Source organism: Streptomyces sp. 549 (genome assembly GCF_030124175.1).
GTDB lineage: Bacteria > Actinomycetota > Actinomycetes > Streptomycetales > Streptomycetaceae > Streptomyces.
Map to the genome: position 1 here is coordinate 421,446 of NZ_JASKMT010000002.1, position 21,252 is coordinate 442,697.

The 21,252-nt window shown below is 72.1% G+C and carries 16 protein-coding genes; 11 read left to right on the plus strand and 5 right to left on the minus strand.

Going from position 1 to position 21,252, the window contains the following annotated elements; translation table 11 throughout:
- Positions 1 to 113: 113 nt before the first annotated feature.
- Together QNO07_RS03985 and QNO07_RS03990 are read left to right on the plus strand one after the other, a co-directional pair.
- Positions 114 to 971, plus strand: a complete 858-nt coding sequence (locus QNO07_RS03985) for a helix-turn-helix domain-containing protein (RefSeq protein ID WP_283990014.1) — start codon at positions 114 to 116, stop codon at positions 969 to 971.
- 193 nt (positions 972 to 1,164) lie between these two features.
- The gene (locus QNO07_RS03990) at positions 1,165 to 1,368 is read left to right on the plus strand and encodes a DUF397 domain-containing protein (protein WP_283990074.1); all 204 of its coding nucleotides are present in this window, start codon (positions 1,165 to 1,167) and stop codon (positions 1,366 to 1,368) included.
- Between the two features lie 89 nt (positions 1,369 to 1,457).
- On the opposite strand, the gene QNO07_RS03995 is transcribed toward QNO07_RS03990, so the two are convergent.
- A complete protein-coding gene (locus QNO07_RS03995; protein WP_283990015.1) occupies positions 1,458 to 3,833 on the minus strand; it encodes a tetratricopeptide repeat protein in 2,376 nt (791 codons plus the stop codon).
- Positions 3,834 to 3,937: 104 nt separating this feature from the next.
- The gene (locus QNO07_RS04000; protein ID WP_283990016.1) at positions 3,938 to 4,354 is read right to left on the minus strand and encodes a hypothetical protein; all 417 of its coding nucleotides are present in this window, start codon (positions 4,352 to 4,354) and stop codon (positions 3,938 to 3,940) included.
- Between the two features lie 702 nt (positions 4,355 to 5,056).
- On the opposite strand from QNO07_RS04000, the gene QNO07_RS04005 reads away from it, so the two are divergent.
- The 4 genes from QNO07_RS04005 to QNO07_RS04020 all read left to right on the plus strand — a co-directional run bounded on the left by QNO07_RS04005 (position 5,057) and on the right by QNO07_RS04020 (position 8,356).
- Positions 5,057 to 5,548 carry an XRE family transcriptional regulator gene (locus QNO07_RS04005; protein ID WP_283990017.1) on the plus strand — a complete coding sequence of 164 codons (492 nt, stop codon included), beginning with the start codon at positions 5,057 to 5,059 and terminating at the stop codon, positions 5,546 to 5,548.
- 165 nt (positions 5,549 to 5,713) lie between these two features.
- Complete coding sequence (locus QNO07_RS04010; RefSeq protein WP_283990018.1) at positions 5,714 to 6,268, plus strand: hypothetical protein; 555 nt, start codon at positions 5,714 to 5,716, stop codon at positions 6,266 to 6,268.
- Between the two features lie 7 nt (positions 6,269 to 6,275).
- Entirely contained in the window at positions 6,276 to 7,658 is a 1,383-nt protein-coding gene (locus tag QNO07_RS04015; RefSeq protein ID WP_283990019.1) for an MAB_1171c family putative transporter, read from the plus strand.
- Positions 7,655 to 8,356, plus strand: coding sequence for a phosphatase PAP2 family protein (locus QNO07_RS04020; RefSeq protein ID WP_283990020.1), 702 nt, complete (start codon positions 7,655 to 7,657; stop codon positions 8,354 to 8,356). Before QNO07_RS04015 ends, QNO07_RS04020 begins: the two co-directional genes overlap by 4 nt.
- 94 nt (positions 8,357 to 8,450) lie before the next feature.
- Here the strand turns inward: QNO07_RS04020 and QNO07_RS04025 are convergent, their stop codons facing one another.
- Complete coding sequence (locus QNO07_RS04025; protein ID WP_283990021.1) at positions 8,451 to 9,386, minus strand: CHRD domain-containing protein; 936 nt, start codon at positions 9,384 to 9,386, stop codon at positions 8,451 to 8,453.
- Between the two features lie 192 nt (positions 9,387 to 9,578).
- On the opposite strand from QNO07_RS04025, the gene QNO07_RS04030 reads away from it, so the two are divergent.
- Positions 9,579 to 10,181, plus strand: coding sequence for a COG4315 family predicted lipoprotein (locus QNO07_RS04030; RefSeq protein WP_283990022.1), 603 nt, complete (start codon positions 9,579 to 9,581; stop codon positions 10,179 to 10,181).
- A gap of 113 nt (positions 10,182 to 10,294) precedes the next feature.
- Here QNO07_RS04030 and recQ read toward each other — a convergent pair whose 3' ends face one another.
- The gene (gene recQ / locus QNO07_RS04035; RefSeq protein WP_283990023.1) at positions 10,295 to 12,343 is read right to left on the minus strand and encodes a DNA helicase RecQ; all 2,049 of its coding nucleotides are present in this window, start codon (positions 12,341 to 12,343) and stop codon (positions 10,295 to 10,297) included.
- Positions 12,344 to 12,791: 448 nt separating this feature from the next.
- Here recQ and QNO07_RS04040 point away from each other — a divergent pair, with 448 nt between their 5' ends.
- Both QNO07_RS04040 and QNO07_RS04045 read left to right on the plus strand, forming a co-directional pair.
- Positions 12,792 to 14,990, plus strand: a complete 2,199-nt coding sequence (locus QNO07_RS04040; protein ID WP_283990024.1) for a glycosyltransferase — start codon at positions 12,792 to 12,794, stop codon at positions 14,988 to 14,990.
- A 244-nt stretch (positions 14,991 to 15,234) separates the two neighbouring features.
- Positions 15,235 to 15,729: a DinB family protein gene (locus QNO07_RS04045; protein ID WP_283990025.1), complete on the plus strand. Its 495-nt coding sequence runs from the start codon at positions 15,235 to 15,237 to the stop codon at positions 15,727 to 15,729.
- A gap of 66 nt (positions 15,730 to 15,795) precedes the next feature.
- On the opposite strand, the gene QNO07_RS04050 is transcribed toward QNO07_RS04045, so the two are convergent.
- Positions 15,796 to 16,656 (minus strand): hypothetical protein, encoded by an 861-nt coding sequence (locus QNO07_RS04050; protein WP_283990027.1) that lies wholly within the window; start codon positions 16,654 to 16,656, stop codon positions 15,796 to 15,798.
- Positions 16,657 to 16,938: 282 nt separating this feature from the next.
- Between QNO07_RS04050 and QNO07_RS04055 the strand changes: the two genes are divergently transcribed.
- Both QNO07_RS04055 and QNO07_RS04060 read left to right on the plus strand, forming a co-directional pair.
- Positions 16,939 to 18,372, plus strand: coding sequence for an SWIM zinc finger family protein (locus tag QNO07_RS04055; RefSeq protein ID WP_283990028.1), 1,434 nt, complete (start codon positions 16,939 to 16,941; stop codon positions 18,370 to 18,372).
- The gene (locus QNO07_RS04060) at positions 18,369 to 21,173 is read left to right on the plus strand and encodes a DUF6493 family protein (protein WP_283990029.1); all 2,805 of its coding nucleotides are present in this window, start codon (positions 18,369 to 18,371) and stop codon (positions 21,171 to 21,173) included. Before QNO07_RS04055 ends, QNO07_RS04060 begins: the two co-directional genes overlap by 4 nt.
- The last annotated feature ends 79 nt before the right edge of the window (positions 21,174 to 21,252 follow it).

The following is a 21,252-nucleotide window of genomic DNA, read 5'->3' on the forward strand; positions in this document are numbered from 1 at the left end:
CGTGCGTGCCTGCACACTGTGTGGTCGATTCTTGTCAAAGTACCGGCACATCCGCGCTGTTGGTGGCAACCTGCTGCACAGTATTCGTACGAAACAGCGGAGGTGCTCATCCCGTGGCGTCCAACGTCAACCCGACAGTGCGAAGGCGCCGGCTGGGACAGGAGCTGCGAAAGCTCCGGGAAGAGAAAGGCATGACGGCGGAAGAAGTCGCCGAACGCCTGCTGGTTTCGCAGTCGAAGATCAGCCGCCTGGAGAACGGCCGCCGCAGCATCAGCCAGCGCGATGTCCGCGACCTGTGCGGCGTCTACGAGGTCGAGGACCGGCGGATAGTCGACTCGCTCATGCAGATGGCGAAGGAATCCCGCCAGCAGGGCTGGTGGCACGCCTTCGGCGATATCCCGTACAGCGTCTACATCGGCCTGGAAACCGACGCCGCGTCACTGCGGGTGTACGAGTCCCTCATCGTGCCCGGACTGCTGCAGACCCGCGCCTACGCGCAGGCCGTCATCGAGGGCATGTGGCCGGAGGCCACGCCGAGTGAGATCGAAAAGCGGATCCAGATCAGGCTGAAACGGCAGGACCGGCTCACCGAGACCCGCAACCCGCTGAGGTTCTGGGCTGTGATCGACGAGGCGCTGCTGCGCCGCGTCGTCGGCAGTCCCCGCATCATGGCCGAGCAACTCGAGCACCTTGCCGAACTCAGCCAGCAGCCGCATGTGACATTGCAGGTCCTTCCGTACAGCGTGGGAGCCCACCCCGGTATGTACGGCAAGTTCGCCATTCTCGAGTTCCAGGACGCCGGTGACGCGAGCGTCGTCTATCTGGAGGGCGTCACCAGTGACCTGTACCTGGAGAAGGCCAACGACGTGCAGAGCTACGGCGTGATGTACGAGCATCTCCGGGCGGAGGCGCTGAACCCGGAGCAGTCGCGGGCCTTCATCCTGCAGGCCGCCGCCGATCATGAGGCATGACGTATACGGCGAATATGAAAGGCCGGAGAGTACACGGGAGGAAGTGATGGGGGAAGGCCTTGTGGGGGTATTCCATTCGGTCGAGTGAACGCTTCCTACCCGGACTCCGATGAGCCCGTACCGTGGATCGTTCGGAGCCCTGGTAGGGCGGTGGGTTTCGTGCCCACGCACACGCACAACCATCGGAGTGATCATGCTTGATCGGCAGGCACCCTTGGCGAACTGGACCAAATCCTCGTACTCGGCCGTGAACGGCGACTGCGTCGAGGTGAGGGCGTACTCCCGGCAGGTAGTCGCCGTCCGCGATTCCAAGAACCCTCACAAGTCGGCTTTCCACTCGTCCACCGAGGCATGGTCGTCCTTCGTCGGACTTGTCCGGCAGGGTCTTCCCCGCTGACAACTGATCTGCACACCGTGTGAAGCAGAGTCCTCCCGACTGGCCCACCGTCCTGGTCGAGAGGACTCAGCTTCGTCTCCGACCCGCGCTCACGATTCTCTCGTCGCGCTTTCCGCTTTCTCCAGGAACGAACGGCATTCGGCTGTCACGGGGTGTTCTGCACCGAGGTGGGTCAGGCAGGCGCTCAGAGTGGATCGGGCCAGCGCGACGGCTTCCGCCCGGCGGCCCGAGCCGTCGGTGATCCGGGCGAGTTCCACCTGGACGAGCAGGGTGTGGGCGTGCGCCTCTCCCAGGGACGACAGCCGAGTGGTGAGCACCTGGCGGGCCAGGCATTCCGCCTCCTCCCACTGTCCCCGGCCCCGCAGCACCGAGGCCAGGCGATGGGCACTCGCCGTGGTCAGCCAGTGGTCGGGGCCCTTGGCCGCGCGGTGTCCTTCGAAGGCACTGCGCGCCGGTGCTTCCGCTTCGTCGGGCCTGCCCAGCTCGTCGAGTACGAACGCCCGGGTGAGCAGGCACGTGAGGGTCACGGGGTGCTCCTCGCCCAGAACCCGGGTGCTGGTCTCACTGATCTCCTCGGCGAGGCGCACGTTCTCCTCCCTTTCGCCGAGCCGACACAGCACCTCGGCCAGGAGCCCCTTGCTGAGCAGTGTGTCGGGATGCTCGGCACCGAGGGTCCGCGCCCGTCCTTCCGCGGCCCTGCGCACCGTGCTTTCCGCAGCGCGCACATCGCCCACCCAGTACAGGGGGAAGTACAGGTGGTGAGCGCTGCTGAGCGTCGTGGGCGCGTCCGGTCCGTCGGTGCGCTCCCTGGCCTGCAGGACCTCCTGCTGCAGCGTCAGGCATTCCTCGTACTCGCCAAGTGCCAGCAGGACCTGGCCCAGCACCTGCTTGTCGGTCAGGGACTCGGTCGTGCTGGTCGTGCTGGCCGCGCTGGTCGCGGTGTCCCGGGAGGCGACGGTGACGGTCAGGCGGGCGAGAGCGAGCAGGTTCTCGTGATCGTCGCGTTCGACCATGTGGGTCCGCAGCTGCCGGGCGACAGTCAGGGCCAACGGCAGGGCGTCGGCTCCGTGTTCGCCAGCCCGCTTCAGGACCTGGGCCACGTGCGGGATCAGCAGTCGGCGCATCCTGTCACCAGCCGGAGTGGCACCGGCCGGTTCCGGGAGGGCCTGCGAGAGCAGGGCCGCCGCGGCAGCCAGCAGGATCGGCCGCTGGGCTTCCGGCGTGCTGGTCCACACGGTGTCCAGCACCAGCCCGTGGACTCGCAGCAGACGCAGCGGCGGGCCTGACTGCTCGTGCAACTCGTCCACCGCGACGAGCGAGTGGTCGACCAGTGCCTTCAGGCAGGGGGCGATGGTGGTCTCGGCCAGCGGCGGGTCGACGTCTCCCAGCCCCGACGAGGCCACCGCACGCGGCGGGATCACGCCGACGGGCAGCGGGTCGGAGGCGAAGCAGCTGAGGAGCCGCATCAGCGTGGTCGCAGCGGGCAGGCCCCGCTCCGCAAGCCCGTCCAGCGAGAGCTGCCAGGTGCTGCTGAGGGCCCGTCGCGGCTCGTTCTCCCAGGGCACCACGCCCTGGTCGATCCGGGTGCTCGGGTTGTCGGCCATTCTGCGGCGTAGCTCGTCCATGGTCATGGGCTCCAGAATCTGCTGTGACAGCTGGGACCCCGCCAGGGTCAGCGCCAGCGGGAGGCATCCGACGGCCTGGGCAAGAAGCAGTGCCTCGGTGTCGCTGCCCGTGGACGGCGCGAGATCGCGCAGGACGAGCGCGGCGTCCTCCGGGTCGAGAAGGTCGACGCGGTGCGTCTCGGCGTGCGACCAGAGCGCCGAGTGGCTCTGCCGGGTGGTGACGAGCACGGTGCCGTGGCAACTCGACCTGAGCCAGCCGCCGTCGAGGCACGCGGGGTCGTCCGCGTTGTCCAGCACCAGGAGCCACGGTCTGTCCGGCCCGTCCAGGTGGTGCCACACCAGGTCGGCGGCCGGCCGGTGCCCCCGCTGGACTGCCTCCAACTCCGCTGCCGTCGCTCCGCGATCCGCGGCGACGGCGAGCATGCCGGCCCGCAGGGAGGTCCGGTGGGCCGCGTTGACCCAGAAGCCGTCGATCTCCCGTGTCGCTGTGCACTCGTCGAAGACGTGACGGGCCAGCGTCGTCTTTCCGCAGCCGCCCATGCCGTGGAGGACGTGGACGCGCTTCCCGGAGAGCGTCCTCACCGCGGCGGTGAGCAGCGCCTTGTACTCGACACGGTCGCGGACCTCGACGGGCTTGGGCGCCGCGACGGGGACCCTGACCGAGTCAGGTCCCATGTACGGTTCCCGCACGGCCTGCCCGGGCAGGAGGACCGGTGACCCCTCCGGGTAGTGGTGGTGGTGCTCGGTGATGTGCTGGTCCCGGGCGGCCTGGAACAGCCTCCCGTAGTCGGAGACGGCGACCTGCGGGTCAGCCCGTCCCTCCACCTTCTCCTGTGGCATCCACTCAGGCTTTCCACTCGGTCCGGGCTTTCACTGGGTGCCCCACGGGGTTGCGCGAAGCCGTCCCCCGGTGCGGCGGGTCTGCCGACATCCGGTAGCCGAGCTCACCCCTCGTGGATGGTCTGGTTGCCGCCTGCCTGGTAGACACGTGCCCGACCTGACGCTGTGGCGTTCATGGTGATCGTGGTGAGCCGGTCCTGGGCGTCGGCCGGGAGCATCGGACGCCACTCCTCGTCGAGGACCCGCTGCAGTTCGTCTCTCAGGTTCGGATCGTCCCGCAGCAGTCGCCGTAGCCGCCGCTGCCAGTCCTCGGCCAGGCCCTCCTCCACGTCGGACTGTCCGGCCGCCCGTGCGGCGAGCAGTTCGGCCCGCACCTCTTCGAGTTCGTCCTCGATGGCGCGTGTGCGTTCCGGGTGTACCCGCCGCCACAGACCCACGGCCATCGAACGGGCCTGCTCCCAGGTGTCCGTGGCCATGCTGCTCACCAGCGCCGTACCTGCCGCGAGTACCAGAGTCTCCACGGTGCCCCCCTGTAGACGTGCCTGTCATCGTAGGCGGACCGGGGGCGGATTCGGAGGGTTTTGCCGCTGCGGCTCGGCCTGAGCACCACCTCTCGCCGGTGCTCAGCCGACCGCTGCCGCGACCCGTTGTCGCCGACCACCGCGGATAAAGGTGTGCGAGGGGCCGGATCCGGCCATGTCCGTGGTCGGGTTGCGCCGGCCTTTCGGCGGGCCCGTGCATCGTCGGGAGTCTCCTGGCACGCTCACTACCGACACCACCACCACTACACAGGGTTATCGGCAGGTGGCGTCTGAGTCCGGACGTCGGGGTGTGCTCCCGTGGATGTCGGGGAGTCATGCGCGCCCCGGCCCCGACGAGGGGACGTAACGTCCGGCGCCGACGGCCGTCTCGTGAAGTTTCCGGGGGTGTCGCCGGAGCCGAAAGAGAGCGTTCTCACACCCCCCGCACACGGACAGCCCGGTACGGTCGATGATGACCGTACCGGGCCGTCGCGCCCCCGTGACCGGCAGGCCGTACGAACCCCCGTGGCCGTACGCCCTGCTCGTCTATTTTGTTTTACGTGCTGTTGAGAGAGTACGGCGAGGGTGGCCCCCTTTGTCAAGCACGTTTTACGGCGGACAGCGGAAGCTACGCGTGCGTAAACTTCAGTAGAGGACGGCTGCGGTTGACCAGCCGCAGCGTTGATCACAGGGGGTGATGGGGTGGACAGGGGGACACCGGAAAGCGAGCGCACCATCGCTCAGCGACTGGACCACCTGATCGGGACGATCCATCCGGCGGGTCGCGGCCCGCTGAGCTACATGGAGATAGCCGACGGGATCAAGGAGAAGGCCGGTCCCGACGGGCCGACCGTCTCGCACGCCACGATTCAGAAGATCCGCAAAGCGGAGATCGTCGATCCCAAGGTGAGCACGCTCACGGTGATCGCGGGCTTCTTCGGGGTGCCGGTGACGTACTTCTTCGACGCCTCGGTTGCCGAGCGGGTGGACGCGAAACTCGCCAAGATCAAAGAGCGGGTCGAACTCACCAGAGCACAAAGGGAGTTGGTCGAAATCCTCGATGACGGGGATGTGCGCGACGTGGCGGTGCGGATGAACGGGCTGTCCGCCGGGAGCCTGCACGCCATCCGCGGGGTGATCGACCAGGCCCGCAGGCTGGAGGGCCTGCCCGACACCCCTGAAAAGCGCGAATAAGGCCCGCTGGAGCCCATCTCCGTTCTTGTCGCGATTTCGCCGGACCTCGCAGCGGGGATAACACGGCAGTTCACCGGGCGGACGCCGGGGCGACCCGGAAATGTCCGAGAGCATTTGGTCGAGCGGGAGCCGAGCGGCCTAAACTACGGCTCCGAAGGAGACCGTATGCCCAGAAAGAGCCGCCGTGCCCGCTGCGAGGCTGCCGCTGACGCGCTCGACATTCCGCGACCGTTCGACCTCGACGCGCTCTGCGAGCGCGTCGCGGCGGACCGCGGACGGCCGCTGCGGCTCGTCCCGCTCGAAGGCGCCCCCGACGGCAGCCTGCCCTGCGGGGTGTGGGTCGCCACCGCCAGCACCGACGTCATCTTCTACGAGCCCGCGACCAGCGGTGTGCACAAGCTCCAGATCGTGCTGCACGAACTGGCGCACCTGCTGCTCGGCCACGGCGCTCCGGACGCGGAACGCCCCGCCTACGCGGTGCGCCTGCTCGACGACGCCGCAGCCGTCCACCGTGACGACGAGGACGAGCTAGACCTGGACCAGCTGATGCACGTACTCGGACGCACCAGCTACACCGACGGCGAGGAACGCGACGCCGAGCTGCTGGCCAGCATCCTCAGCGAGCGTGCCCTGCGCGGCGGCGCTCCGGCGACGTCGGACCAGGCGGCGGGTGTGCTCAACCGGCTCAACGACGTCTTCGGCCACCCCATACGCGGATGAGGCGCCTGTGCAGACCGCTGTTCTGATCCTGCTGTGGACCATGGTCCTCTGGCGGGCCCCGGCCGCGCTGCGGCCCGGCGGCCCGGCGAAGCAGCGCCCGCTGTGGTTCACCTTCGCCGCGCTGACCGTCGCCATGACGCTGCGGCTGCCCGACGTCATGACGACCCTCGACGGCCACACCGGCGTCAACAACCTGTCGACGCTGCTCAAGCACCTGCTGGGCGTGCTCGCCGCCGCGTCCCTGCTGGAGTTCGTCTTCGGCATGACCCGCCCCGACAACCGCTCCGGCCAACGCCTGCGCCTGGCCGTCACCGGCACCGTGATGGCCGTGCTCGTCGCCCTGTTCGCGGTGATGCCGCGGGAGACGGAGGTCGCGGACTTCTACGAGACCAGCGCCGGCTCCGTCACCGCCACCGGCTACCTGCTGGTGTTCTTCGGCTTCCTGGGCTCCGCGATGGCCGCAGCCGCTTGGCTGTTCTGGGGCTCCAGCCGCCACGCCGGCGCCGGCTGGCTGCGCACCGGGCTGCGCATCCTCGGCGCGGGCACCGCCGCGGGCGTGGCGTACGCGGTGGTCCGTGCCACCTACCTGGTGCTGCGCCTGACCACCCGCGCCGACGACCCGGCGCGCGACGCGACGGTGAGCGACACCACCGACGTGCTCAAGCACGTCGCCATCGCCCTGATAGTGATCGGCAGTTCGGTTCCGGCGGTGGGCGTCGCGTGGCAGTCGGCACGGTACTGGGCGCATCTGCGCCGGCTCCGCCCGCTGTGGCACGACCTCACCGCGGCTGTCCCCGAAGTGGTCCTGGACGAGCGGTTGCGGCGCCGGGAACTGCGGCTGCGGCTGCACCGCACGGTGGTCGAGATCCGCGACGCGCTGCTCGCCCTGCAACCGCACGTCACCACCGCGCATCGGGACGCGGCGGAGGAGGCGGCCACCGCCGCCGGACCCACCGGCACGGACCGCCGGGCCGTCGCCGAGGCGGGGTGGGTTGAGCTGGCCCGTGCCGCCAAGCTCGCCGGTCATCCGCCCGCCACCACCGTGCAGCGCCGCGACCCCGGCGGGCCCGACGAGGACGGCGACGGGTCCTCCTCCGGCGTGCGCCGCCCCGGTGACGCACCGCACGACCTGGAGGCCGAGGCCCGCTGGCTGCGCCGGGTGGAAGCGGCCCGGCACACCCCGCAGGTCAGGGACTTCACCGCCGCACATCTGCCGAGCACCCGCAGTCCCGAGACCCCGACGCCCGGCCGGGGCACGTCCGAAGCCCCGGCGTCCGAAGCCCCGGCGCCCGAAGCCCCGGCGCCCGAAGCCCCGGCGTCCGAAGCCCCGGCACCCGATGCTCCGGTGTCCGGTGACCGATCCTCCCGTCAGGAGACCGCCTCCTCGTGAGCCCACACCGCGCAGGAGCGCCCGACAGCCGGACGGCCGCCGCCGGCACCACCACCGCCGCCGGCACCACTGACCCGGTGCCCGACGCCGGGACCGACGGGACGGCGGCACCGCCCGCACGTCCGGAACGCGGCTTCGCCCGGTTCGTCACCGACGCCTTCGAGCCGAAGAACTGGATCATCGCGCTGACCGTGGTGGTCGGCTGGCAGGTCGCCGGTCTCACCGGCGTCGGCTGGGGGCTGTTCGGCGCGGTGTTCGCGGCCGTGTTCCCCGTCCTGTTCATCACCTTCGGCATCCGCCGGGGCACCTGGGCCGACCGGCACCTGGGCGTACGGCAGCAGCGCCTCGTGGCGATGGTGTTCATCATCAGCTCGGTACTCACCGGCACGCTCCTCATGGTGCTGCTCGGCGCACCTCAGGCGATGGTCGCCCTGATCGCCGCGATGGTCGCCACTCTCGTGGTGCTCATGGCGATCACCGTGGCCTGGAAGGTGTCCGTGCACGCGGCCGTCTCGGCCGGCAGCGTGGCGATCCTGACCCTGGTCTTCCACGGGCCCCACCCGCTGGTGCTGCTGCCGCTGGTCGTCCTGGTCGGCTGGTCGCGGATCGCGCTGCGCGACCACACGCCCGCCCAGGTGGTCACCGGCGCCCTGCTCGGCGCGCTGATCGCGGGCAGCACCTTCGCGCTCCTGCGCTGACCCCGCCGCCGGTGACCGGATCGTTCCGGCCACCGGCCCGTTCTGCCGCCGGCCCCTGGCCCGGTGCGGTGCGCGGATCACGAGGTGCCCTGCCTCAGTGGGAGAGCTGCCCGCGGACGGCGCCGTCGGGGAACTCCTTGTTGTGCACGTTGAGGTAGAAGCCGTTCGCGTTCGCCGCGATGTGCTTCAGACCCGCCGGGTTCAGCTTGTTTACGACACCGGACACCGCGAAGATGTTCTCCGGGATCGGGGTGGTGAACAGCGGGAACCGCACGTCGCCGTTCTTGCCGAACCCGCCCTCGTGCACGTGCGCGGCCTGCGGTGCGCCGATGTTCACCCAGGCCAGCGAGTAGTGCGCCTTGTTGTGCCGGGGGTCGACGAAGCCGATGCCGAAGCCGTCCAGGTCACCGGCCAGCGGCACGCCCTCGCTGCTGATCTCCTGGAACCCGCTGGCCAGGGCGCGAAGCTTGCCGGCCTTGATGATTTCCAGCGGGTTGATCGCCTTCTTGATCGGCTTGAGCTGGCCGCGCACCGCGCCGTCGGGGAACTTCTTGTTGTGCAGGTTGACGTAGAAGCCGTGCGGTTTGGCGATGATGGCCTTGGCGATCTTGGCGTCCTCCACGCTGACGTGCCCGGCCGCCGCCCGTACCGTCTTGGGCATCGGCGTGCCGAACAGCGGCACCGCGACGTCCCCGTTCTTGCCGAGCCCGCCGATGTGGATGTGTCCGGCCGCGGGGGCCTCGATGCCCTTCCACTTCAGCGCGAACGTGACCCGGTCGCCCTTGACGTTCACCAGCGCGATGGCCTTGCCGTCGGGGTCGCCCGCACCACGCTTGCCGTCCTCGGACACCTCCTGCGCGCCGGTGAGCACCGCGGCCAGGGAGACCGACTTGCCCTTCGCCGGCTTGGTGGTGGTGGTCGTGGTGGGGACCGTGCTGCTGCCGTGTGAGGTGTGGGCGGAGGCCGGGGAGGTTCCCAGCAGGCCCAGGGCGAGTGCCGCGGCCGAGAGGGCCAGAAAGCGCCGTCGCATGGTGCCGTCCTTTCGGAAGCTGTCGACGACCGGCGCGGAGAGCGACCGGTCAACCTCACCCACGCACCCGGGCCGCGAAACACTCAGACCCGGCCGGACTTTGCTTCGTTTGCCTCAAGACTGAGTACGACGGCCCGCGTTGTCCGTATCCCCCTTCCGACATGACCGTGACGGAGGACGAGGAAGCCCATCATGCGCGCACGTATCGCCCTGTTCGCCGCAGCACCGCTCGTGCTGGCACTGACCGCATGCGGCGGAGGCGGTCCGGACGACGGGGCCGCCGTCGGCGCGAACCAGCAGCCGCCCGCCGCCGCGGACCCGGCGGCGCCCGCACCGCCGGCGGGCCAGGGAGAGTCGGGCCAGGACGCAGCGCAGGAGGACATCGCGTCGCCTCCCGCCGCGGAGGAGCCCACCCGGGCCCCGGCGGCTCCGCCCAAGGCCGCGCCGGACACCACCATCAAGGTGGTCCAGGCCGATGAGGGCCGCTTCCTCGTCGACGGGTCCGGACGCACGCTGTACGGGTTCACCAAGGACAAGGGCGGGAAGAGCAACTGCGACGCCGACTGCATCGCCGTCTGGCCGGCCCTCATCACCCCGGCGAAGGTCAACGCGGGTGACGGAGTCCAGTCCGGCCTGCTGCGCCAGACCGACCAGAGCCAGGGTGTCAGCCAGGCCACCTACGGCGAGTGGCCGCTCTACTACTACGTCGGGGACGCGGTCCCGGGCGACGTCAACGGGCAGGGCCTCGATGACGAGTGGTTCGTGGTCGCCCCCGACGGCAAGCTCATCAAGTAGGGCGGTGGGTTGGCCCGTTGAGGTCGCAGGCCGGTCCGGGGCGGTCGGCGTCGGCGCGGGCCGCCGGTGGCCCCCGGGCCGGACCGGCCTTGTCCGGGAAGAGGCGCGCGCGGTCAGGGTGTCGCGGTGAGCAACTCCAGGATCTGCTCACCGTACTTGGCGAGCTTGTTCTCGCCGACGCCGTTCACGCCGCCCAGTTCGGCGAGCGAGGTCGGCGCCGCAGTGGCGATCTCGCGGAGCGTCGCGTCGTGGAAGATGACGTAGGCGGGCACGCCCTGCTCCTTCGCCGTCGCGGCCCGCCAGGTACGCAGCGACTCGAAGACCGGGACCAGCTCCTCGGGCAGCTCGACCGCCGGCGCCCTGCGCGACCTGCCGCCCCCGGATGCCTTCGCCGGGCGGGTTGTACGGGCCGCCGGGTCGCGGCGCAGCCGCACCTCACGCCCGCCGCCCAACACCTCGCCGCCCGCCTCGGCCATCACCAGCGTGCCGTAGTCGCCCTCCACCGCCAGCAGCTCCTGGGCGAGCAACTGCCGTACGACGCTGCGCCATTCGGCCTCCGTGAGGTCGGCTCCGACACCGAAGACGCTCAAGGCGTCGTGGTCGAACTGGATGACCTTCGCCGTCTTGCGGCCGAGCAGGATGTCGATGACCTGCCCCGCGCCGAACTTCTGGTTGCGCTCCCGCTTCAGCCGGACCACGGTGGACAGCAGCTTCTGCGCGGCGACCGTGCCGTCGTACGACTCGGGCGGCGTCAGGCAGGTGTCGCAGTTCCCGCACGGCTCGCCCTGCTGCCCGAAGTAGGCCAGCAGTCGCACCCGGCGGCACTCCACCGTCTCGCACAGCGCCAGCATCGCGTCCAGGTGCCCGGCGAGCTTGCGGCGGTGCGCGTCGTCGCCCTCCGACCCGTCGATCATCTTGCGCTGCTGCACCACGTCCTGCAGCCCGTACGCCAGCCAGGCCGTGGACGGCAGGCCGTCGCGGCCCGCACGGCCCGTCTCCTGGTAGTAGCCCTCGACGGACTTCGGCAGGTCCAGGTGGGCGACGAAGCGCACGTCCGGCTTGTCGATGCCCATGCCGAACGCGATCGTGGCGACCATCACCAGCCCGTCCTCCCGGAGGAAGCGGGACTGGTGGGCGGCACGGGTCCGGCCGTCGAGACCGGCGTGGTAGGGCAGGGCGTCGACGCCGTTGGCGGTGAGGAACTGCGCGGTCTTGTCCACCGACGCGCGCGACAGGCAGTAGACGATGCCCGCGTCCCCGGCGTGCTCGGCCCGCAGCAGGGACAGCAGCTGCTTCTTCGGCTCCGCCTTCGGCACGATCCGGTACTGGATGTTCGGCCGGTCGAAGCTCGCCACGAAGTGCCTGGCGTCGTCCAGCGCCAGCCGGGAGGCGATCTCCGTGCGCGTCGCGTCGGTGGCGGTGGCGGTCAGCGCGATGCGCGGCACCTTCGGCCAGCGCTCGTGCAGCTGCGACAGCGCCAGGTAGTCGGGCCGGAAGTCGTGCCCCCACTGCGCGACGCAGTGCGCCTCGTCGATGGCGAACAGCGACACCCCGCCCGTCGAGGCCGCCTTGTCGAGCAGCCGCAGAGTGGCGTCCACCTTGAGCCGTTCCGGCGCCAGGTAGAGCAGGTCCAGTTCGCCGGCGAGGAACTCCGCCTCCACCATGCGGCGCTCGTCGAGGTCCTGCGTGGAGTTGAGGAACCCGGCCCGCACACCGAGCGCGCGCAGCGCGTCCACCTGGTCCTGCATGAGCGCGATCAGCGGCGAGACCACGACCCCGACACCGTCCCGCACCAGGGCCGGGATCTGGTAGCAGAGCGACTTGCCGCCGCCGGTCGGCATCAGGACCAGCGCGTCGCCACCCGACACCACCAGGTCGATGATCTCCTGCTGCTCACCCCGGAAGGCGTCGTAGCCGAAGACCCGCTTCAGTACGCCGAGCGCGTCCTTCGGCAGCGGCTCGCGGAACGCGCCGGCCTCGGCGTGCGGGGCGTCCGCGGCCTCCCCCGCGCCCTGCGCGGGCAGGCCTGCGTCGCCGAAGGGCTCGTCCGGCTCGTAGGGGAACGGGTCGGCGAAGTCGTCGTCCGGTTCCTGGAGCTCGCCGGGGCCGAAGAGGTCCGTCGACTCGTGGAGGTCCTGCGGGTCACTGCTGGGCGCGGCCATCCGCCCATGCTAGGAGCCGCTGGTACGTTCCGACGACCAGTTCCGGCCACCGGGGCCTCGCCGTCCGCTTCCCGGCCTGCTGGGGGCCGCGGTCCCGGACGCCTCCGCCGCGAAAGCCGGCGGCCGCCCCGCCGGGGCGTGCTCCCCGCCTGGTAGCCCCCTATCTCCGCCGCACCGCGCACAGCAGTCACGCCATGCCCACCGGTACCACCGCAGGATGGCCGGAACGCACAGCCGGGTGGTGCGGCGAACACGGAGTGTCGCCGGGCGGCTGCGCAAGCGGGAGCGAAAGCCACAAAGGTGAGTCATGTCACTTTCCGGCGCGTTGGATGCACCTTCGACCGAGGAATGCGGTCTGGACCTTGTGGGGCCCGTCGGGATGACCGACCGGACGGGCCGGCAGTGACTCGACCACGGCCCAGGCCGTCGGAGGACCAGGGGGAAGCGGATGAAGATCGCGTTCTTGGTGTACAACGTGTACGGAATCGGGGGCACGATCCGGGCCACCGCGAACCTCAGCAGCGCGTTCGCCGCGGCAGGCCACACCGTGGACCTCGTGTCCCTGTACCGGACGCAGGACGCACCCCGGCTCACCCTCGACCCCCGGGTGCGGGTGATGTCGCTCGTCGACTGGAGGCGCTCGGCGCCGACCTTCGAGGGCGGCCTGCCCGCGGTCTCCGAACCGACCGCCATGTTCGCCGACCGCGGCGTCTGCTTCGGCCCCCTGCCGCCGTCCCGGCTGACCGACGAGCGCGTCGCCGCCTACCTGCGGGACACCGACGCGGACGTGGTCATCGGGACGCGGCCGGTGATCAACGGCTACCTGGCCCGGTTCGGCGAGAGCCGCTACCTGCGCGTGGGGCAGGAGCACCTGACCCTCGCCATGCACGACGACCAGCTGCGGGCCGACCAGAACGCCGCACTGGCCCGCCTCGACGCCTTCGTCACCGTGTCGGAGGCCGACGCCGACGCCTACCGCGACGCCCTGCCGGACGTCACGACGCGCATCCTCTGCATCCCGAACGCGGTGCCCACGCCCGCCGTCGCCCCCGCCACGGGGGAGAGCCGGACCATCGTGGCCGCCGGACGACTGGCGTCCGTCAAGCGCTACGACCGGCTCGTCGACGCCTTCGCCAAGCTGGCCCCGGCCTACCCCGACTGGAGTCTGCGACTCTACGGGCGCGGGCCCAGGCGGGACGAAATCCGGGCACAGATAGACGAGTTGGGCCTGTACGAGCAGGTGCGGCTGATGGGCGCGGTGGCCCCGATCGAGACCGAGTGGGCCAAGGGCGCCATCGCGGCGGTCAGTTCCGACGCCGAGTCGTTCGGCATGACCATCGTCGAGGCCATGCACTGCGGCGTGCCGGTCGTGGCGACCGACTGCCCCTACGGCCCCGGCGAGATCATCGACCACGGCACGGACGGGCTGCTCGTCCCGCTCGGCGGCGGTGCCGACGCCTACGCGGAGGCGCTGCGCACCCTGATGGACGACGCCGACCGGCGGCGGGCCATGGGCGAGCGGGCGCAACTCAAGGCGGCCCGCTACGAGTCGGCGTCGATCGCCGCCCGGTACGAGGAGCTCGTCGTGGACCTGCACCGCGGCCGGGCGCGCACCCGGTCGCTGAGCCGCCGCCTGCGGGACGCCTTCCGGGTGGGACGCCCGGCGTCCGCGCCGACCGCCCAGCCGGCGCAGCCCACCGTGCCGCGCGGCCCCCGGGCACGTGCCCGCGCCACCGCGGACGGCGGGCTGCGCCTCCGTCTCGACCCCGCGACGCTGCCGGACACGCCGCTGGAACTCCTCCTGCGCCTGCGAAAGGACCCGCTGCAGCGGGAGGTCCGCCTCCCGGTGCCGGCGCTCGCCGACCCGGTGGACGGCCGGATCGGTGTGCTGGTGGAACGCGGAGGCCACCGGCTCGCCGAAGGACGCTGGGACGTGTACGCCGTGCCGCGCGGCGGCGGCCGGACCCGTCGGGTGGCCGCCGAACTCGTCGAGACGGCCGCGCTGGTGAACCGGCCGCCGGACGTGGACGACGAGGGCGTGTCGTCCTGGGTCCCGTACACCACGAAGGACGGGAACCTCAGCGTGCGCGTATGGCACCGCCCGGAGCACGCGGAGGTGGAGGACGTGCAGATCGACCGGGCCGGGGCCACCGTCACCGCCCGGCTGTACGGACCGGCCGCGCCGGGCCCGGACGCCGTGGTCGTCGCGGTCTCCCGGGCGGGCGGCGCGCACGACCTGCGGCGCCCGGTGGACCGGCTGCCCGGCGGCCGGTTCGCCTTCACCGTCGGCTATGCCGACCTGGTCGCCCTCCGCAACCCGGAGAACCCGCTGTGGGACCTCTGGCTGCACCCGGACGGCTCGGACGGCGGCACGCCGGTCCGGCTGGGCCGGATCGGCGGTGACGGCCACCAGCGCAAGCAGACCGACACCTACCCGGCGCGGCTCCTGCCGGACACGGCAACGGGCGAAACGATTCGCCTGCGCCCGTACCTCACCGTCGACAACGCACTCGCCCTCAGCGCCCGCCCCCACCAGCCGGAGCCCGAGCCGGAGGTCGAGTCCGCGCCCGAGCCCGAGCCCGCGCCGGAGCCGGAGCCGGAGCCGGAGCGTGAACCGGAGGCCAGCGCCGAACCGCCGTCGCGGTGAGGACTGCCGCCCTTGAGGACTCCCGCCCCTGCGGGACGCTGCCCGTCGCGCTCACCCCGCCTCGAACTTGCCGTTCCCGCAAGTTTCCGTGCCGGGTCGGGGAGCGTCCGGCGAGACTGGGCGCACACCGACCCGGGGAGTCCCGGAGCGGCAGCACCACCGAGGCGGTGCTGCCGCTCCGGACGGCGTCCACGGGTCCGGCCGGCGTCCCCGCGTGCCGGTCGGCAGCCGAAGGGAGACCACGATGCCCGGAACCACCCGCCGAACCCGCCGCCGCGACACCCCGCCACCCCGGACCGGAGGCAGTGAGACCGAGGCCCTGCGCGGTTTCCTCGACTACCTGCGGACCTCGGTCGCCGCGAAGGTCGAGGGTGCTCCCGAGCCGCAGGTGCGGACCGCCGCGGTGCCGTCGGGCACGAACCTGCTCGGCCTGCTCAACCACCTGACGAACGTCGAGCGTGCGATGTTCCTCGGAGACGAGGTCAGCGACTGGCCGGCGACCTTCCACGCCGCTCCGGGAGACAGCGTGGCCGACGTCGTGGCCCGGTACCGGGACGCGGTCACGCGCGCGAACGGCGTACTCGACGCGTGCACCGATCTCGACGCGCCCGTCCCCCGACCGCGCCGCCCCGCTCCCAGCATCCGCTGGGCGCTCGCCCACATGGTCGAGGAGACCGGCCGGCACGCGGGCCACGCGGACGTCCTCCGCGAACTCATCGACGGCACAACCGGCCGCTGACCCTCCTCCTCTGCACGGGCGAGGGCGTGAACACCGCGCGGGGCGTGAACACCACGCGCAGCGGCGTCACTTCAGGCCCAGTTCGACCCGGTACAGCACACGGGTAAGGCCGTCGCTCGCCAGCCGGACCAGGTCACCGCTCTTGTGCCCCTCCGCACCCTTCAGCGAGATCGCCGTCGTCACCGGGCCGATGCGGGACTTCGTCCACACGTACTCCTGCGGGCCGGACGAGGAACTGTCGCTGTACTTGCCCGACTCGAACAGCGACGACTCCGCGTTGCGCACGTCCCGCTCGTCGAACCGCAGCGAGGAAAGGCCCGTCAACTGCCGCCCGCCGCCGAGGTCCTGGTCGGGGCAGCGGACGCTCTCCTGCACGGTGTCCTTGATCTCCCGCTCGGCGTCCCGCTCGCTGCGGTGCACACTGATCGTCACCGAACCGCGCAGCAGGCCGCGGCCGTCCTTCGCAGGCAGGTCGATGCGCCGGGTCAGCGTGTGCAGCACATGGCCGGGCAGCTCGCCGCGGGACCAGACGCAGTCCCCGCCCAGCACCGGCCAGGTGCCGCCGCTCTCGTACTGCTCGTGGCGGACCATGCCGGCCGCCCAGTCGGCCGGCTCCAGCTGCGCCCGCTCCGCCAACCTGCGTGCCGCGTCCGCCGACTTGGGCACTCGCTTGGGGTCGGGCGTGAACGTGTAACCGCTCGGTGACCGCTCCGCGTCCCCGGCCCCGTCCTCCTCCGGCCTTGTCCAGGCGCCGTCCCCGTAGTGGTCGGACGCGGCTCCGGACGTCGCCGAACCCGCCGTCGCCGCACCGGTCGCCTCGACGTCCGGATCGCTGTCCGCACGCGGCGGCTCCTGGCCGCAGCCAGCCAGCAGCACACCGGCCAGACAGGCGGCCAACACCGTCGCGGTCCTCCGCTCTGCACGCATCCGTACCCCCTCAAGCCCCGTGGTCAGCCGAGCCGGCGCGCGGCAGGGAAGTGCGAGTGATTCTAGGCACCGACAGTGAACCAGCGGTACGGATGGGACGGATCCGCATGCCGGTCGCCGCCCGGTGCCCCGCCGCGCATCCCGGCCCTCCCCGTGGCCGGTTCCCCCGCGGGGCGCCCCTCCTCCCTGTCCTACCTGTGGACAACACCGCTGCCTGTGGACAGAACCGCTGCCTGTGGACGGCGGGGCCGGTTGTCAGTCCCGCGCTCTACGGTCCTGCCCATGACGCGAACCACGCAGGTCTACAGCTATCTGCGCCCCTCCGCCGTACAGCAGGCCCCGGCAGGGCCGTTGCTCGGCCTGGAGACGTCCGGCGGCCTCACCCCGGCGGGCGCCGAGGCCAACCCCCGCTTCTTCCACGGCTTCCTCACCGAGCCGCAGGCCGCCTCCCAGGCGCTGCTCGCCGTGGCCGACATCGCGGCGGCGCGTTACCACCGGCGGCTCGCCGCCGCCTCGCTGGACCCGGTCGTCACCGCCAACGGCGACCGCCTGCGGTTCGAGTCGTTCTCCGGCTGCTGCGGCGTCTACGCCCGGCTCGACGTGCTGCCGCGCGGTCTGGACGGCGACGACATACGTCACGGCACCACCAACGTCGACGTCAACAGCCCGCTCAGGGAGTCGCTTTCCCGCGTCGGCAGCGGCGACCCGCTGCACCTGCGCGTCGGACCGGAGGAGATGGCCGTCACCACGCTCACCGGGCCGGTCGTGGAGAAGAAGGTGCCGCTGCCGGACCGGTGGCTGCGCGGCTTCGCCGAGACGCAGGTCATCGCCTCCGGATTCGACCTGCGCGCCGAGCTCGGCGCCGTACAGGCCCAGCGCTACCTGCGGTCGCTGCCACGCGGCGCGACCGCGAGCGGTGGTGTCGGCTGGGTCGTGCCCGCCGCGGGTACGCTCCGCCCCACCACCCGCCCGGTGCCGGGCGCGGTCTGCCTGCCCGGACCGGCCCGGCTCGGCGTGCTGCACCGGGTGCTGCGCCACGTCACCGGGTTGCGCGTCTACGGTCCGCCCGTCGCGGCCGGCGGTGCGGCCTTCGGCAGTGGCGCCGACGGCGGCCCGGTCGCCAGCGCCTGGGAGGTGTCGCTGCCCGGCATGCGCCTCACCCTGATGCTCTCCCCGCAGGCGGCCCGCGGCTTCTCCGGTGAGGGAGCCGTCCTGGAACACCTCGCCACCGGCACCGCGGTGGAGGCCGAGGAGGCGGCCACCGACGCCGAGCTGACGGCCGCGCTGCTCGCCTGGGACCCGCGGATCGACCCCGCCGACCTCGCCGACCGCTCCGGCCTGCCCCGTGACCGGGTCAGGGCCGCACTCACCCGCCTCGGCACCGCGGGACGGGTCGGCTACGACACGGCCGAAGCGGCCTACTTCCACCGCGAACTGCCCTACGACGCCGACCGGGTCGAGCGCCACAACCCCCGCCTGCGCTCCGCCCGAGCCCTGCTCGAAGCCGGCGCGGTCACCCTCGACGGCGACCTGGCCACCGTGCGGTCCGAGGACCGCGTGCACCACGTCCGCCGGGAGGCGGACGGCCGTCGTACCCACTGCACCTGCCCCTGGTGGGCCGAGCACCGCGGCGGACGCGGCCCGTGCAAGCACGTGCTCGCCGTCGGCCTCGCCCACCGCGCCGACCTGCACACCGACCGGAGCGTCGCCCGATGACCACCACCGCCCCCGACAGGAGCGCCGCACCGACCGCGGCCCCCACTCCCGCGTCGGCCCCCACTCCCGCGTCGGCCCCCACCCCGACCGCCTCCACCCCTGAGCGGACCCCCACACCCGAGCGGACCGCCGCGCCCCTGCTCGACGCCGTACGCCGGGGCGACAGCGGCGCGGTCGCCGTGCTGCTCGCGGGCATGAGCGAGCAGGAACGCCGTGCCTGCGTCGACGCGCTCACCGCCGAGCGGCGGCGACTGCGCAGCGACTGGTCACGATGGGACGGGCCGAACCTGGCCGCCCTCAAACTCGCCGGAACGGGCTGCCACACCGGTGCCGCCGCCTGCGCGCGCTGGCTGATGCACAGCGACCTGCGCTGGGCGGACACCGAACCGGAGGCACTGGCGGACGTCCTCGCGGACCGTGACCCCGCCTGGCTCGCCGACCTGCTGCGCCGGCTGTCCGAGGCCCGCACCGACCTCATGCCGGACGAGTTCACACTGCTGCTGCGGCTCCGCGACCTCGCCGACGTACCGATGCCGGCCAACGAGGCCTGCGTCAACGCCTGGATCAACCAACTCCAATCGCAGCGCTACGCGAGCGGCAACAGCACGCCCGTCAGCCTGGTCCGGACCCTGCGCGAGGACCCGCTCACGCCCGTCTTCGTACCCCTCATCCTCGACCTGGCCGGGGTGAACAGCCCCGACCTCTGGACCCCCGAGGAGAGTTCCGCGTCCGATCAGACCTGGCCCGGCGCCCTCAGCCGTCTCAGCGACGAAGGCCTGCTGCCGCGCCGGGGCCTGATCGACCGATGTCTCGCCGCCCTCCTCCGCGGCGGACGCCCCGCCGAGCTGCGCTTCGCCACCGCCCTGCTGACGGCACTGAGCCCGACTCCGCAGGAGCGGGCGGAACGCACGGGTGACTGGGTCCGCCTGGCGGCCGACGCGCCCTCAGCCGTCGCCGCCCACGCCCAGACCGCCCTGCGCGACCTGTGGGAGCAGGAGCAACTTCCCTCCGCCGTGCTAGCGGAAGCCTCCACAGGCGTGCTGTTCCGCACCGAGAAGAAGCTGGTGAACGCGCAGCTCAGCCTCGTCGACAAGGCCGTCCGCCGGGAGCCGGACAGCGCACCTCTGCTACTGGCGGCCGTCGGCCAGGCGTTCGGGCACCCCGACCACGCCGTCCAGACGCGCGCCCTACGCGTCGTACGACGTCACCTCGCCCACGCCGACGACGCCACCCGAGCGGAACTCGGCGCAGCAGCAGACCTGCTGGCGCCCTCGCTCCTCACCGAGGCCGCGCAACTGCTCGGTTCGCACATCACCCCGCCCGCCACCGAGCCGTACACGGAGTCCCTGCCTCCCGTACCGGTCCCGCACGCTCTGCCGCCCGCCCCGGACACCGCCACCGAGGCAGCGGCCGAGATCACCGCCGCTCTGGCCCACGAACCGGAGGCGGCCGAGTTCGAGCGTGCACTCGACACCCTCGTCCGGCACGCCCACCGCGACCGCCCGGCGCTCGTCGCGGCACTCCAGCCCCTCGCGCAGCACCACACGTGGCTCGCCGACCCGCAGCAGTTCCACGACTCCACCGACGGCCTGGCGCTGGCCGTCAGCGCCGTGCTCGGTCACCTCGACCCGCAGCAGATCCGCGGCTCCGGCAAACGTCCCGCCCGGCACGGCCGCACCTGCCAGCACCAGCGGTTCACCGCCCTGCTCGACGCACGGGTGCGCGAGGCAGCCGAACGCCTCACAGGCGACCAGCCGCTGCCGCTGCTGCTCGCCACGCCCAGCGACCACCTCGGCCGGCTCGGCGCCGCCGAACTGCTCGACCGGCTCGCCGCATACGACCGGCTCGGCGTGACACCGGCACCGCTCGACTTCGAGCAGGCACTGCTCCGCGTCCAGCACCCCGACGACCCCGCGGAGCTGACAGAGCGCGCAATGCGCTCGGGCACCGAGCACAGCGACCGCCTGGCGGCTCTGCTGTCATCCGGCCCGCTCGCCCCCGCGCCGCTGGAGCGCCGCGTCGCCAAGGTGAAGCGGCGCTGGTACCGGTCGGAAGAGCCGGCCGGCAGCTACGTCCGGTACGACATCCAGGCACTGCCCGCCCTGCTCGACATCTGCCGGGAACCAGAGACCCGGCGCCTCGCCGACCCCCTCACGCCCGGCAACGAGATCTGCTACTGGCACCACATGCCGCCGAGCCGGCAGCTGGCCGCCTGCCCCGGCCACCGCGAGACCCTGGCGGCCGGACTCATCCCGGCGGCGGCCGACCTCGACGGCTGGGGCATGTCCGACGCCTGCCAGATGCTGCCCCTGCTCGCCGAGGCGCCCGGAGGCGCAGGCTCACCCGGCCTGCACCTGCTACTCGCCTACGGCCTCAGCGCCCGGGACCGCGAAGACCGCACCCACGCCGTGGACGCCCTTCTCCTGCTCGCCGCCCGCCACCACCTCGACCCGGTACTGCTCGCCTCGGACATGGTCGAACTGATCGACCGCGGCTTCGCCCTCCCCAACCGGGTCTGCGACGCACTCGCCACCGCCGCCGACACCGGCGCGCACCGCACGGTCTGGTCCGTCCTGGCGGCACTGCTGCCCGCCCTGCTCACCCGCACTCCTGCCTCCCGTGCGCTCGGCGCCTTCCTGGCCACCGCCTCCGACTGCGCCGAACGCACCGGCATCCGAGGCGACATACCCGGGTTGGCCGACCTCGCCGCCCGCCGCGGCACCACTCGCGTCCTGAGTCAGGCCCGGCGTCTCGCCGCCGCCCTGGCCGACCCCAGCGCGGAGGCCGCCGCACCCGTCTGAGGTCAGAGCCCCGCCCGCCTGCCGTGCCCCGGTCCACCACCGGAGTACGGCAGGCAGGTGCGGCGGGGAACGCCAGGCG

Excerpts from the sequence above, each read along its gene's own strand:
- QNO07_RS03990 (WP_283990074.1), top strand. The coding sequence starts at position 1,165 with ATGCTTGATCGGCAGGCACCCTTGGCGAACTGGACCAAATCCTCGTAC.
- QNO07_RS03995 (WP_283990015.1), bottom strand. The coding sequence starts at position 3,833 with ATGCCACAGGAGAAGGTGGAGGGACGGGCTGACCCGCAGGTCGCCGTC.
- QNO07_RS04010 (WP_283990018.1), top strand. The coding sequence starts at position 5,714 with ATGCCCAGAAAGAGCCGCCGTGCCCGCTGCGAGGCTGCCGCTGACGCG.
- QNO07_RS04025 (WP_283990021.1), bottom strand. The coding sequence starts at position 9,386 with ATGCGACGGCGCTTTCTGGCCCTCTCGGCCGCGGCACTCGCCCTGGGC.
- QNO07_RS04030 (WP_283990022.1), top strand. The coding sequence starts at position 9,579 with ATGCGCGCACGTATCGCCCTGTTCGCCGCAGCACCGCTCGTGCTGGCA.
- recQ (WP_283990023.1), bottom strand. The coding sequence starts at position 12,343 with ATGGCCGCGCCCAGCAGTGACCCGCAGGACCTCCACGAGTCGACGGAC.
- QNO07_RS04040 (WP_283990024.1), top strand. The coding sequence starts at position 12,792 with ATGAAGATCGCGTTCTTGGTGTACAACGTGTACGGAATCGGGGGCACG.
- QNO07_RS04045 (WP_283990025.1), top strand. The coding sequence starts at position 15,235 with ATGCCCGGAACCACCCGCCGAACCCGCCGCCGCGACACCCCGCCACCC.
- QNO07_RS04050 (WP_283990027.1), bottom strand. The coding sequence starts at position 16,656 with ATGCGTGCAGAGCGGAGGACCGCGACGGTGTTGGCCGCCTGTCTGGCC.
- QNO07_RS04055 (WP_283990028.1), top strand. The coding sequence starts at position 16,939 with ATGACGCGAACCACGCAGGTCTACAGCTATCTGCGCCCCTCCGCCGTA.
- QNO07_RS04060 (WP_283990029.1), top strand. The coding sequence starts at position 18,369 with ATGACCACCACCGCCCCCGACAGGAGCGCCGCACCGACCGCGGCCCCC.